The 13,825-nt window shown below is 66.7% G+C and carries 11 protein-coding genes; 9 read left to right on the top strand and 2 right to left on the bottom strand.

Annotation, left to right across the window (positions count from 1 at the left end):
* The first annotated feature begins 123 nt into the window (after positions 1-123).
* From IEW98_RS11375 to IEW98_RS11335, 9 genes are all read left to right on the top strand, one after another.
* Complete coding sequence (locus IEW98_RS11375; protein WP_243450712.1) at positions 124-1,005, top strand: TorF family putative porin; 882 nt, start codon at positions 124-126, stop codon at positions 1,003-1,005.
* Positions 1,006-1,120: 115 nt separating this feature from the next.
* Positions 1,121-1,210 (top strand): K(+)-transporting ATPase subunit F, encoded by a 90-nt coding sequence (gene kdpF / locus IEW98_RS11370; RefSeq protein ID WP_188763069.1) that lies wholly within the window; start codon positions 1,121-1,123, stop codon positions 1,208-1,210.
* A gap of 10 nt (positions 1,211-1,220) precedes the next feature.
* Positions 1,221-2,924 (top strand): potassium-transporting ATPase subunit KdpA, encoded by a 1,704-nt coding sequence (gene kdpA / locus IEW98_RS11365; RefSeq protein ID WP_188763068.1) that lies wholly within the window; start codon positions 1,221-1,223, stop codon positions 2,922-2,924.
* Positions 2,925-2,940: 16 nt separating this feature from the next.
* A complete protein-coding gene (kdpB, locus tag IEW98_RS11360; protein WP_188763067.1) occupies positions 2,941-4,971 on the top strand; it encodes a potassium-transporting ATPase subunit KdpB in 2,031 nt (676 codons plus the stop codon).
* A gap of 11 nt (positions 4,972-4,982) precedes the next feature.
* Positions 4,983-5,615 (top strand): potassium-transporting ATPase subunit KdpC, encoded by a 633-nt coding sequence (gene kdpC, locus IEW98_RS11355; protein WP_188763066.1) that lies wholly within the window; start codon positions 4,983-4,985, stop codon positions 5,613-5,615.
* On the top strand, positions 5,612-8,275 hold the full coding sequence (locus tag IEW98_RS11350; RefSeq protein ID WP_188763065.1) for a DUF4118 domain-containing protein: 2,664 nt from the start codon (positions 5,612-5,614) through the stop codon (positions 8,273-8,275). The genes kdpC and IEW98_RS11350 overlap by 4 nt, the downstream gene beginning before the upstream one ends.
* Complete coding sequence (locus IEW98_RS11345) at positions 8,272-8,955, top strand: response regulator transcription factor (RefSeq protein WP_188763064.1); 684 nt, start codon at positions 8,272-8,274, stop codon at positions 8,953-8,955. Before IEW98_RS11350 ends, IEW98_RS11345 begins: the two co-directional genes overlap by 4 nt.
* A 105-nt stretch (positions 8,956-9,060) precedes the next feature.
* Positions 9,061-10,179: an acyl-CoA dehydrogenase family protein gene (locus IEW98_RS11340; protein ID WP_188763063.1), complete on the top strand. Its 1,119-nt coding sequence runs from the start codon at positions 9,061-9,063 to the stop codon at positions 10,177-10,179.
* Positions 10,176-11,345, top strand: coding sequence for an acyl-CoA dehydrogenase family protein (locus IEW98_RS11335; RefSeq protein ID WP_188763062.1), 1,170 nt, complete (start codon positions 10,176-10,178; stop codon positions 11,343-11,345). Before IEW98_RS11340 ends, IEW98_RS11335 begins: the two co-directional genes overlap by 4 nt.
* Positions 11,346-11,403: 58 nt before the next feature.
* Here IEW98_RS11335 and IEW98_RS11330 read toward each other — a convergent pair whose 3' ends face one another.
* Both IEW98_RS11330 and IEW98_RS11325 read right to left on the bottom strand, forming a co-directional pair.
* Positions 11,404-12,621, bottom strand: a complete 1,218-nt coding sequence (locus tag IEW98_RS11330; protein ID WP_188763061.1) for an acyl-CoA dehydrogenase family protein — start codon at positions 12,619-12,621, stop codon at positions 11,404-11,406.
* A gap of 48 nt (positions 12,622-12,669) precedes the next feature.
* Positions 12,670-13,767 (bottom strand): acyl-CoA dehydrogenase family protein, encoded by a 1,098-nt coding sequence (locus tag IEW98_RS11325; protein ID WP_188763060.1) that lies wholly within the window; start codon positions 13,765-13,767, stop codon positions 12,670-12,672.
* Positions 13,768-13,825: the final 58 nt, after the last annotated feature.

The following is a 13,825-nucleotide window of genomic DNA, read 5'->3' as shown; positions in this document are numbered from 1 at the left end:
GCAAACATAGGCAAATACTATGTCGCGGGCGATTCTTCGCCCTCGTTCGCCAATGCCGCAGCCTTGTAACTGCGCACCATCGTTTCTCGTCGCATCGCAACATCTGAACACGGAAAAACCAAGATGACTTCATCGAATGTCTACATCGCCGCAATTCTTGCCGGCATCGCCGTTCCCGCCGCCGCGCAGGACATGGCCGCGACCACCCCCGCCGCGCAGGAGGAGGCTGTGTCCGCTGCCGCCGCGCAAGTGGCGGCTGGGCCGGCCCTCACCGTCACCGGATCGACGGCACTCGTCACCGACTATCGCTTCCGCGGCGTCTCGCAGTCGGACAAGGGCTTTGCCGTCCAGGGCGGCCTGACCGTCAACCGTGAAACAGGGCTTTATGCCGGGTTCTGGGCGTCGAACCTGGCGGGTTGGGGCACTTTCGGCGGGCCGAATCTCGAACTCGACCTGTTCGGCGGCTACAAGCTGCCCGTCGCCGGCGGCACCCTCGATGTCGGCCTGACCTGGTACATGTATCCAGGCGGCGCCAAGATCACCGATTTCGCCGAGCCCTATATCAAGCTGTCGGGCACGACCGGCCAATTGTCGTTGCTTGCGGGCGTCGCTTACGCCCCGTCGCAGGAGGCGCTCGGCAACTGGTCGAACACCCCGACCAGCGTCGCCGGCGAGAAGGAGGACAATCTCTATGTCTGGGGCGACGCTGCCTATGGCATCAAGAACACACCGGTGACCCTGAAGGCGCATATCGGTTATTCCGACGGCAACCCCGGCCTTGGCCCGAACGGCACCAGCGTCGCGCCGACGGGCAGATACGTCGACTGGTTGCTTGGTATGGACGTGCTTGTCGGCCCGGTGACGCTGGGTGTCGCCTATGTCGATACCGACATCGACACCAGCAGCCCCGAATATCTGCAGCTGCAGCCGAACTTCTCGTCGACAAAGGACGGTTCTTCCATTGCCGGCAGCAAAGTGTTCTTCTCGATCAGCGCCGCTTTCTAGTCGAGCCGAAGAACGGGGATATTGACCATGCAAGACATTCTCTGGATCGCCATCCTGTTCGGACTGATGGCGGCGACGCTCGCCTATATCCGCCTGTGCGACAAAGCCTGAACCGATGACCATCGATCTTTGGCTCGCCGCGATCACCGCGGTGGCACTTCTCCTTTATCTCCTGGCCGTGCTGGTCAGGCCCGAACGTTTCTAGGGAAGCTGCAATGACCATTCAGGGCTGGACCCTTATCGCGCTCTTCATCGGCATCTTGCTGGTGCTGACCAAACCCATGGGCATGTGGCTGCACGCCCTTTTCGAAGGCCGGCGCACACCGCTTCATGTCGTGCTCGGCCCCGTTGAAAGCGGCTTCTACCGGCTCGCCGGCATCGATCCGACCGTCGACCAGGGCTGGCGGCGCTACGCCGTCCATATGCTCGTCTTCAACTTCGTCCTGCTGCTGTTTACCTATGCGGTGCTGCGCCTGCAGGGCGTGCTGCCGCTCAACGGCCTCGGCTATGGCGCTGCCAGCGAGCATCTGTCGTTCAATACCGCGATAAGTTTTGCCACCAACACCAACTGGCAGAGCTATGGCGGCGAATCGACCCTGTCGAACCTCTCGCAGATGCTCGGCCTGACCATCCATAACTTCCTGTCGGCAGCGACCGGCATCGCGCTGGCATTCGCACTGTTCCGCGGTTTCGCGCGGCGCAGTGCTGCCGGCATCGGCAATTTCTGGGCCGACATGACGCGGGTGACGCTGTACCTGCTGCTGCCGCTGTGCATGATCTCGGCGCTGTTCCACATTGCCAATGGCGTGCCGCAGACGCTCGCCGCCTCGGTCGAAGTCACGACCGTCGAAGGCGCAACACAGACGCTCGCACTCGGGCCGGTGGCGAGCCAGGAAGCGATCAAGATGCTCGGCACCAATGGTGGCGGCTTCTTCAACGCCAACTCGGCGCATCCGTTCGAAAACCCCAACGCCATCACCAACCTGGTCCAGATGCTGTCGATCTTCGTCATCGCCTTCGGCATGACCTGGGTGTTCGGCAAGGCGGTGGGCAACCAGCGCCAGGGCTGGGCGATCCTCACCGCGATGCTCGTGCTGTTCGTCGTCGGCGTCGGCATCACCTACTGGCAGGAAGCCATCGGCAACCCCGTCCTCCACGGCCTCGGCGTCGCCGGCGGCAACATGGAGGGCAAGGAAGTCCGCTTCGGCATCGTCGCCTCGTCGCTGTTCGCGGTCGTCACCACGGCGGCATCCTGCGGCGCCGTCAACGCGATGCACGACAGCTTCACGGCATTGGGCGGCATGATCCCGCTGTTCAACATGCAGCTTGGCGAAGTCGTCATCGGCGGCGTCGGCGCGGGTATCTACGGCTTCCTGATGTTCGCCATCCTCGCGGTGTTCGTCGCCGGGCTGATGGTCGGCCGGACCCCGGAATATGTCGGCAAAAAGATCGAATCGCGCGAGGTCAAGCTGGCCGTCCTGGCGATCGCCGTGCTGCCGCTCGCCATCCTCGGGATGACATCGCTCGCATCGGTGATGGATGCCGGGCTGGCGGGTCCGCTCAACAAGGGGCCGCACGGCTTCTCGGAGATCCTCTATGCGTTCACGAGTGCCACCGCCAACAACGGCTCGGCCTTTGTCGGCCTGACCGCCAACACGCCATTCTACAACGGCCTGCTCGGGGTCGCCATGTGGCTGGGGCGCTTCTTCGTGATCGTGCCGATGCTGGCCATCGCCGGCAGCCTCGCGGCCAAGCGGTACACGCCGACCAGCGCGGGCTCGCTGCCGACAACCGGGCCTTTGTGGGTCGGCTTGCTCGTCGGCATCATCCTGATCCTCGGCGGCCTCACCTTCCTGCCCAGCCTCGCGCTCGGCCCCATCGTCGACCATCTCGCGATGATCGACGGCAAACTGTCCTGATCGGAAAAGCGCTGTCATGGCTCGCACCTCCACCCCCTCGTTGTTCACCGCCGACCTGATCGTTCCGGCGATCGGCGACGCCTTCCGCAAGCTCGATCCGCGCCAGCTGGTGCGCAACCCGGTGATGTTCGTCACCGCCGTTGTCGCCGTGCTGGTGACGGTGCTGCTGTTCATCGGCAGCGACGGCCTGGCCTTCGGCTTCAAGCTGCAACTCGTCATCTGGCTGTGGTTGACGGTGTTGTTCGGCACCTTCGCCGAGGCGATCGCCGAAGGCCGCGGCAAGGCCCAGGCCGCCAGCCTGCGCGCCACCAAGGCCGAGCTGACCGCGCGGCGGGTCAAGGGCGACGACATCGAGAACGTCGCTGCCAGCGCGCTCAGGGTCGGCGACATCGTCGTCGTCACCATGGGCGAACTGATCCCCTCGGACGGTGAAGTCGTCGCCGGCGTTGCCTCCGTCAACGAGGCCGCCATCACCGGCGAGAGCGCACCCGTCATCCGCGAGGCCGGCGGCGACCGGTCGGCCGTCACCGCCGGTACCCGCGTCGTTTCCGACGAGATCCGCGTACGCGTCAGCGTCAACCCCGGCGAAGGCTTTCTCGATCGCATGATCGCGCTGGTCGAAGGCGCCGAACGCCAGAAGACCCCCAACGAGATCGCACTGACGATCCTGCTCGTCGGCCTGACGATCATCTTCCTGATCGCCGTCGCGACCATCCCTGGCTTCGCCAGCTATGCCGGCGGCAGCATCCCGGTCACCATCCTCGCCGCGCTGCTGATCACCCTCATCCCGACGACGATCGCCGCCCTGCTGTCGGCGATCGGTATCGCCGGCATGGACCGGCTGGTGCGCTTCAACGTGCTCGCCAAATCCGGCCGGGCCGTCGAGGCGGCCGGCGATATCGACGTGTTGCTGCTCGACAAGACGGGTACCATCACCATCGGCGACCGCCAGGCAAGCGAGTTTCGCACCGTCGGCGGCACGCGGCCCGAGGAGCTGGCCGAAGCGGCGCTGCTCGCCAGCCTCGCCGACGAAACCCCCGAAGGCCGCTCGATCGTCGTGCTGGCCCGCGAGAAGTTCAACATCGCGATGACGGCACTGCCCGCCGGCGCCGAAGTCATCGCGTTCACCGCGCAAACCCGCATCTCGGGCGTCCGCACCGGCGGCTCGCTGATCCAGAAGGGCGCGGTCGACTCCGTCCTCGCCGCTACCCCCGAAGCGTCGGGCTCCGCCGCCTCGACCGAACTGCGCCGCATCACCGACGAGATCGGCCGCGCCGGCGGCACGCCCTTGGCGGTCGTCAAGGATGGCCGCCTGCTCGGGGCGATCTTCCTCAAGGATATTGTCAAGGCCGGCATCCGCGAGCGCTTCGGCGAGCTCCGCGCCATGGGCATCCGCACGGTGATGATCACCGGCGACAACCCGCTCACCGCTGCCGCCATCGCCGCCGAAGCCGGCGTCGATGATTTCCTCGCCCAGGCAACCCCCGAGGACAAACTGGCACTGATCCGCAAGGAGCAAGAAGGCGGGCGTCTGGTGGCGATGTGCGGCGACGGCACCAACGATGCACCGGCATTGGCGCAGGCCGATGTCGGGGTGGCGATGAACACCGGCACCCAGGCCGCACGCGAGGCCGGCAACATGGTCGATCTCGACAGCGATCCGACCAAGCTGATCGAGATCGTCGGCCTCGGCAAACAGCTGCTGATGACCCGCGGCGCGCTGACCACTTTCTCGGTCGCCAACGATGTCGCCAAATATTTCGCCATCATCCCGGCGATGTTCATCGTGCTCTACCCCGGGCTCGGCGTGCTCAACGTCATGGGGCTGGCGACACCCGAGAGCGCCATATTGTCGGCGATCATCTTCAACGCACTGATCATTCCGCTGCTGGTGCCGCTTGCCCTGAAGGGCGTCACCTATCGCCCGATGGGCGCCGGTGCCCTGTTGTCACGCAACCTTGCGGTCTATGGTCTCGGTGGCCTGGTCGCGCCGTTCATCGGGATCAAGCTCATCGACCTTGCCGTCAATGGCCTTGGCCTCGTCTAGAATAAACGCTCATGAACAAAGAAATCTTCAGCGCCGTCCGACCGGCCATCGTCCTGACGATCCTGTTCGCTTTGCTGCTCGGGCTGGTCTATCCACTCGCCATGACCGGCATCGGACAATTGCTTTTCCCGAACGCCGCCAACGGCAGCCTGGTCACCGAAAACGGCAAGGTTATCGGGTCGGCAGTCGTCGGCCAGGCCTTTGTCTCGGATCGCTATTTCCAGACTCGGCCATCGGCAGCCGGCAAGGGCTATGACGGCATGTCGTCGTCGGGCAGCAATCTCGGGCCGACGTCGCAGGCACTCGCCGACCGGGTCAAGGCCGATGTCGACAAACGCCAGGCCGAAGGTGTCGCCATCGTCCCGAACGACCTTGTCACCGCATCGGGCTCGGGCCTCGATCCCGACCTGTCGCCCGCCGCCGCGCTCGTCCAGGTGCCGCGTATCGCCAAGGTCCGCGGCCTGCCTCAGGCCGAGGTCAAGGCGCTCGTCGACGCAGCGATCGTGCTGCCGCTGGCCGGCTTCCTCGGCGAACCCCGCGTCAACGTGCTGGCGCTCAACCGCAGCCTCGACCGGTTGAAGGTTGCTGCCATCGCTCCGGCACCTGCCGGGGCCATCGCCATCGTCCCGGCACCTGCCCTTTGACAGAACGCGACCGACCGCCTCCCGAGGCCTTTCTCCGCGCCGCCGCGCAGGAAGGCCTCGGACGCCTGAAGATCTTCCTCGGCGCCGCGCCCGGCGTCGGCAAGACCTACGAGATGCTGTCCGAAGGCGCCGCCCAGCGTCGCGACGGCACCGATGTCGTCATCGGCGTCGTCGAAACCCATGGCCGCGCCGAAACCGAGGCGCTGACCAAGGGCCAGGAGATCGTGCCGCGCCGCGAGATCGCCTACGAGGGCCGCACCCTGTACGAGATGGACATCGACGCCATCCTCGCGCGCCGGCCCAAGCTCGTCCTCGTCGACGAACTCGCCCATACCAATGCGCCGGGCAGCCGCCACGCCAAGCGCTACCAGGACGTCGAGGAACTGCTGGCGGCGGGCATCCATGTCTATTCGACGATCAACATCCAGCACGTCGAAAGCCTTAACGACGTCATCGCGTCGTTCACCCGCGTCCGCGTCCGCGAAACCGTCCCCGACAGCATCCTCGAAGCTGCCGAGATCGAAGTCGTCGACATTCCCCCCGACGAGCTCATCCAGCGCCTCAAGGACGGCAAGGTCTATCTGCCGCAGGAGGCCACCCGCGCGCTGGCGCACTTCTTTTCCAAGTCGAACCTGTCGGCCCTCCGCGAACTCGCGCTGCGGCGCGCCGCCCAGGCGGTCGATGCCCAGATGCTCGATCATGTCCGCGCCAATGCGCTGGGCGGCACCTGGGCCGGCAGCGAGCGCATCATCGTCGCCATTTCCGAACAGCCGGGCGCCGATGGGCTGGTCCGCGCCACAAAACGCATCGCCGACGCCCTGCACGCACCTTGGACCGTCGTCCATGTCGAAACCCCGCGCGGGCAACAGCTCGGCAAGGACGATCACCGCCGCATCGCCGCGACTCTCAACCTGGCGACCCAGCTCGGCGCCGCCGTCGCCACCGTCCCCGAAACCAGCGTCGTCGAGGGCCTGAAGCGCTACGCCGTCGACGCGCGCGCCACGCTGATCGTCGTCGGCAAATCGGCGCGATCCCGCTGGTTCGAACTTCGCCATGGCTCGGTCGTCGATCGCCTCGTGCGCGAAACCCCCGGCATCGCCGTCCATGTCCTGCCGACCGAGACCGCGGCCGCGGCCTCGGTCCGTATCCGCCAGCCCGGCACCTGGGGCGCCCGCTCCGGCTATGCGTGGATGCTGCTGATGGTCGCCGTCGTCACCGCGGCCGCGTCGGCGCTGCTCAGCATCCTCGAGCTCGGGAACGTCGCGCTGCTCTACCTGCTGCCCGTGATGGCGTCCGCCAGCCTGTTCGGCCTGCGTACCGGTATTGCTGCCGGCCTCGTCTCGTCGCTTGCCTATAATTTCTTCTTCCTGCCGCCGGTCGGCACGCTGTCGGTCGACAATCCCGAAAATGTCGTCTCGCTGATCGTGCTGCTCGGCGTCGCCGCGGCGACGAGCCAGTTGACGGCGCGGGTCCGGGTCCAGGCCGACCTCGCTGCTGCCGGCGCGCGCGCCAACGCCACGCTGGCGGGCTTCCTGCGCCGGCTGACCTCGCTCGGCGACCGCACCGAGGTACAGCGCACCATCTGCGCCGAAATCGGCCGGCTGTTCGACCTGCGCACCGCCTTGCTCGAACCGACGACGACTGGCCTCGTTGTCCAGGCCTCGACATCCCCCGACACCCGCCTCGAAGCGATGGAAATGGCGGCCGCGCAATGGGTCCAGGATACCGGCAAGCCAGCAGGCCGCGGCTCGGGCACCCTCGCCGCGTCCGAATGGCTGTTCATGCCGCTCACCGCCGGCGGGCACACGCTGGCCGTCATCGGCCTCGCCCGCGAGGACGGCGGCGACCCGCTGAGATCCGACCAGCTGCCGTTGCTGACCAACCTGCTCGACCAGGCGGCGCTGGCGCTCGAACGCCTGCGCCTCGAAGCCGAGATGCGCGACCTCGAGACGGTGCGCGAACGCGATCGCCTGCGCTCGGCGCTGCTGTCGTCCGTCAGCCACGACCTGCGCACGCCGCTGACCTCGGTGCTCGCGGCGGCGCGGCAATTGCGCGGCGGCTATACCCCCGAGCTCGTCGAAACCATCGAAAGCGAGGCGCTCCGCCTTAATCGCTTCGTCTCCAACCTGCTCGACATGGCGCGCGTCGAGGCCGGCGCCCTCAAGCTGCGCACCGAACCCACCGACCTGACCGACGCCGTCGCTGCCGCCGTCCACGACATGCGCACCACGCTCGCCGGTCATCACATCAATCTCGAGGTGCCGCCAAGCCTGCCGCTGGTGCTGGTCGACCCGCAGCTTTTCCACCATTGCCTGCTCAACCTGCTCGACAATGCCGGCCGCTATGGCGACCCCGGCACGCCGATCACCATTCGCGGCGAGCGCCGGGTCGGCGAGCTTGTCCTTCACGTCGTCGATACCGGTCCGGGCCTGCCGCCGGGCACCGAGACCGAGGTTTTCGAACGCTTCCGCCGCCTCGAAGGCTCTGACCGCAGCCCTTCCGGGACCGGGCTGGGGCTGGCCATCGTCAGGGGATTCGCCGAAGCCATGGGCATCACCGCCCGCGCCGGCAATCGCGCCGATTCCGGCGGGGCAGACTTCAGCCTGATCTTCCCCGAGGCGCTGCTGGTCCGCGAACACGAAGCGAGCGAGGACGAATGATCCGCCAGCGTGTCCTTATCGTCGATGACGACCTGCATATCCGCCGGTTGCTGGGCACCACCCTCGCCCGCGCCGGCTATGACGTCATCGAGGCCGCCAATGCGCGCGATGCCCTCGACCTGGCGCGCGCCGAAACCCCCGACGTGATCCTGCTCGACCTCGGCCTGCCCGACCGCAACGGCCTCGAAATCCTGCCTTTGCTCAAGAAAAGCGGCAAGGCGCCGGTGCTGGTGGTGTCGGCGCGCGAGGCCACCGACGACAAGGTCGCGGCACTCGATCTCGGCGCCGACGACTATGTCACCAAGCCGTTCGACACCGAGGAACTTCTGGCCCGCGTCCGGGCCGCCCTGCGCCATGCCATCAATGCCCAGGGTGCCGACGAGATCATCGTCGCCGGCAGCCTGCGCATCGATCTCGGCACGCGCCGCATCCACGCTGGTGACCAGGAAGTCCACCTGACGCGCAAGGAATACGACGTGCTGGCGCAGCTGGCGATGGCGCCCGGCCGCGTCGTCACCCACCAGACCATCCTCAAGGCGGCCTGGCCCGCCGGCTATGAACAGCATATCGAATATCTGCGCATCGTTGTCCGCAATCTGCGCCAGAAGATCGAACCCGATCCATCGCGGCCGACGCTGATCGTCAACGAACTCGGCGTCGGCTATCGCCTGACCGTCTAGCGAGCCGGTCCCCCGGGGCCAAAGGTTCAAGGGCTATGCAATGCGCGTGTTGACCGTAATCGCAGCGCGCCCGATGCTGCGCCGGTACACCCGGAGAGACTGTAAATGGCTGAATTCACGTCCGACGATCGCGGCGCTCTTCGCGAGGCGTTGCGGCGGCTGTTGCAGGACCATGGCAGCGAGGCGGATGTCCGCCGCACGATGATCACCGACAGCGGCCATGACCCGGCCTTGTGGCGCCGGCTTACCGACATGGGCATCACCGGGCTGCTGGTGGGCGAGGCCCATGGCGGCGGCGGCGGCGGCCCGATCGAGATCGAGATGGTGATGGAGGAAGCAGGCGCAGCGCTGCTCTGCTCGCCATTGCTGTCGACCGGAATCCTCGCTGTCGGCCTGCTGCAGGGGCTGGGCAATGCCGAGGCCGCGGCGCGCCTGCTGCCCGCCATTGCCGACGGCTCGCGCATCGCCACCGTCGCCATCACCGGCACCACCGGCACCTGGACCGAGGCCGGCGTCGGCGTTACCGCCACCCGCTCCGGCGAGGACTGGACGCTCGATGGCACCGCCTCCTATGTCACCCACGGCCAGCTCGCTGACGTCCTGCTAGTCGTCGCCGACACCCCTGACGGCACCGCCATCTTCGAAGTCGAACCCTCGACAGCCGGCGTCGCCGTTGCCGCCCTGCCGACCTTCGACCACACGCTGCGCCTCGCCCGCATCAACTTTTCTGGGGTGCCGGCGCGCGTCCTCGCCAGCAACCGCCCGGCGTGGGAGGCTGTCCAGGAAGCCATGGACCTTGCCCTGGTGGCGCTGGCCGGCGAACAGGCCGGCGGCGCCCGCGCGGTCCTCGACATGACCGTCGCCTATGCCAAGTCGCGCGTCCAGTTCGGCCGCGCCATCGGCAGCTTCCAGGCCATCAAGCACATGGCCACCGACCTGCTGCTCGAGACCGAATCCGCAACCTCCGCCGCCCGCCACGCCGCGCGTTGCCTCGCCGAAAACACCCCGGACGCCGCCGCCGCGATCAGCCTCGCAGCCTTCGCCTGCGCCGATGCATTCGTGACCACCACCGCCACCAGCATCCAGATGCACGGCGGCATCGCCTTCACCTGGGATCACCCGGCGCATCTCTACCTCCGCCGCGCCCGTGCCGATGCGCAACTTTTCGGCAACTCGAACTACCACCGCGAACGCTATGTCCAGCACCTGGAGCGCCAGTCATGAGCATCAACCCCACCGACGCCGAACTCGTCGCCGAAGTCCGCGAATGGCTGGCGGTCAATTGGGATCAGGGGCGCAAGCACGACCCCGAATGGCTCGGCAAAGTCGTCGAGGCGCGCTGGGCCGTGCCGCGCTGGCCCACCGAATGGTTCGGCCGCGGCCTCGGCGACGCCCAGGCCCGGCTGGTCGAACGCGAGTTCAAGGCCGTCGGCGCGCATGGCACCGGGCAGGATCGCAGCAACCTCTGGGCCAACACCGCGCTCGCCTACGCAACGCCCGAATTTAAAGCCAAGATCGTGCCGGCGCTGCTCCGCGACGAGGTCAAGATGTGCCTGTTGTACAGCGAGCCCGGAGCAGGGTCCGACCTCGCCGGCATCCGCACCCGCGCCGACAGCCACGGTGACCATTTCGTCGTCAACGGCCAGAAAGTCTGGACCTCGAGCGCCGCCGACGCCGACTACGGCATGCTCATCGCCCGCACCGATTGGGACGTGCCCAAGCACAAGGGCATTGGCTTTTTCTTCCTGCCGATGAAGCAGCCCGGTATCGACGTGCGCCCGCTGCGCCAGATCACCGACGAGGCCCATTTCAACGAGGTCTTCATCACCGACGCCACTGTCCCCGCCGCCAACCTCCTCGGCACGCCGACGCAGGGCTGGGAAGTGCTGCAGACCGCACTGGCCTATGAACGCTCGCTGATGGGCGACCGCGCCCGTGGTCCGCGCAGCGGGGCAGGGGGCAGCACCGGCGACATGATCGGGCTGGCCCGCGAAGCCGGCACCCTCGGCGACCCGCTGATCCGCCAGGACATCGCCCGCGTCACGGCATTGCGCACGCTCAACGGCCTCAACAATGCCCGTGCCAAGGCCGACCTGGCACAGGGCAGCTCGTCGGCGATCATGTCGCTCGGCAAGCTGGCGATGTCGCGCATCCTCCACGAGGAAGCCCGGCTACGCACCTCGATCCTCGGCGCCGCCAGCCTGCTCGAAGGCCCGCAATTCCCGCGCGCCGAGGACGCCAACTTCCTGACCCTTAACGCCTATTTCACCTCGATCGGCGGCGGCACCGACCAAATCCAGCGCAACATTATCGGCGAACGCGTCCTCGGCCTGCCCAAGGAACCCGAAGTCGACCGCGACATGCCCTTCCGCCAGGTCCGCAGCGGCTAAGGATCACGCCAGCCTGTCATCCCGGGCTCGACCCGGGACCCAGTTTCTTCTCCGCCAATCAAGCAGCAGCGTTGAAGGGCAAATCCTTGTCAGGCCGCATGTCGCCGGGCAGCCCCAGCACCCGCTCGGCGATGATGTTGCGCAGGATCTCGTCGGTACCGCCGGCAATCCGCAGCCCAGCCGCACCGAGATAGCTGCCCTGCAACTTGGCCAATTCCGGATCATTCCCCTCCGTAACGAACCCGTCGCCGCCGGCCAAATCGAGGGCGAACGCTGCCATTTCCTGCATCGTCTTGGCAACGACGACCTTTGAAATCGACTGTTCCGGCCCGGGCATCTGCCCCTTCGACAAAGCCGACAGCGCGCGCATCTGCGTCAGCTTGATGCCCTCGTCGTTGATATAGCTCGCGGCGATGCGCTGGCGCACGTCACCGGCCTCGATCGCCGGGCCGCCATTCGGCGATTCCACACCGCGGGCGAGCTTGATCAGCGTCGCATAGCCCGGCGCATGGCGCGGCTTGCCGCCGACCGCCAGCCGCTCGTGCATCAGCGTCGTCAACGCGACCTTCCAGCCCTCGCCCTCGGCGCCCAGCCGCCATGCATCGGGAACGCGCACGCCGGTGAAGAACACCTCGTTAAAGTCCGATCCGCCCGACATCTGCTTGATGCCGCGGACCTCGACGCCCGGCGACTTCATGTCGACGATGAACATCGTCAGGCCCTTGTGCTTGGGCTTCGACGGGTCGGTCCGGCAAACAACGATGCCATAGTCGCTGGCATGGGCAAAGCTCGTCCACACCTTCTGGCCGTCGATGACCCATTCGTCGCCGTCCTTGACCGCCTTGGTGCGGATGCCCGCCAGATCGGAACCGGCGGCCGGCTCGGAAAACAGCTGGCACCAGACTTCCTCGCCGACCAAAGCCTTGGGCACATAACGCGCCGCGACTTCGGGATAGCCATGGGTAAACACCGTCGGAATGCACATGCCCAGCCCGATCGAATACAGCCCCGACGGCGCATGGAAACGGCTTTCCTCCTGCCCATAGATGATCGACTGCATCGGCCCCAGGCCCTGCCCACCGACCGCCTTCGGCCAGGTGATCCCGGTATAACCCGCAGCGAACTTCTTCGCCTGCCAGGCCTTGGAATGCCGGATAAACTCGTCCAGCTTCCACGGCACCGTGGGCGGATCACGATATTCGGCGGCATTCTCCTCCAGCCAGGCGCGCGTGGTGGCGCGATATTCGGCTTCGGCGGCGGTATCGTTGAAATCCATGGTTCAATCCTCTGATCTGGCGGGGAGCTTGCCCCGAATATTCGCGATTTACGCTGCGGCGCGGTTACGCAGCTCGAGCGCGCGGACAAGCCGGTCGGCCCACCAAACCCGTCCCGAAAGCGACGCCGAAATGGCCCGCGCCCGGCGATAATAGAACTGGCAATCGCTCTCCCAGGTAAAGCCGATGCCGCCGTGCAACTGCACAGCTTCCTCGCCGCAGTAAGTCGCCGCATCGATGCTGGCGACCCGCGCCGCCGCCGCCGCCTGCCGCAATTCCGGCCCATCCGAACCGATCATCGCAACACCGTGGAGCGCATGCGCGCGCGCCAGCTCGATCTTGATGAACATGTCGGCGCACTTGTGCTTGACGCCCTGGTAGCGCCCGATGGTCTGGCCGAAGGCCACGCGGGTCTTGGCATATTCGACCGTCATGTTCATAGCCGACGACGCCGTGCCGATGGCTTCCCAAGCGAGGATGACGGCGGCACGGTCGAGCCATTGCTGGTAATGGGAGGCGTCGCCAAGCGGTTCGGCGGCAGTATTCGACAGCGTCAACCGCCCATGGCGGCGCACCAGATCGAGCGTCTCGACAGTCTCGACATTGGCCCCGGCCAAGTCGACCAGCCACAGCGACGGACCATCCGGCCCAGCCGCCGCAACGATCGCCAGATGCGCACCCGGCAGGTCCGGCACCGGCGACTTCACGCCCGAAAGCGCGTTCCCCGAAGCCGAAACCGCCAGCACACCAGGATTAACCGCGCCCGGCTCATTCCATGCCGGAACCGCGATAACGCTGCCATCGGCAATGCCCGGCAACCACTTCGCCTGCTGCGCCTCGGTGCCGGCCAGCAGCAAAGCCTCCGTCGCCAGCAGCACCGAAACGAGCGGCACAACGGCCAGGTGCGCGCCCGCGGCTTCGGCCAGCATGCACGATTCCTCGGCGGTCAGCCCAAGGCCGCCATGCGCCTCGGGCACCCGCGCTGCGGTCCAGCCGAGGTTGGCGACTTCGGCCCACAACGCCGCGTCGAATGCCGGCGCGCCTGGCGCCATAGCGGCGCGCGCAGCCGTCGTCCCCGCCTTGTCGGCGAACAGCTTGCGCGCCTGTTCGCCCAGCGCCTTGGCGTCGTCGGAAAAATCGAAGTTCACGGATTCACTCCCCAGAATCTTGCGGGGCCGACTTTACGCAAACGTCAACCGCGAGCAA

Source organism: Sandarakinorhabdus glacialis (genome assembly GCF_014643455.1).
In the GTDB taxonomy this organism is placed as follows: domain Bacteria; phylum Pseudomonadota; class Alphaproteobacteria; order Sphingomonadales; family Sphingomonadaceae; genus Sandarakinorhabdus; species Sandarakinorhabdus glacialis.
The sequence above is the reverse complement of the archived record's forward strand: the minus strand, read 5'-3'. Positions and strand labels throughout refer to the sequence as shown.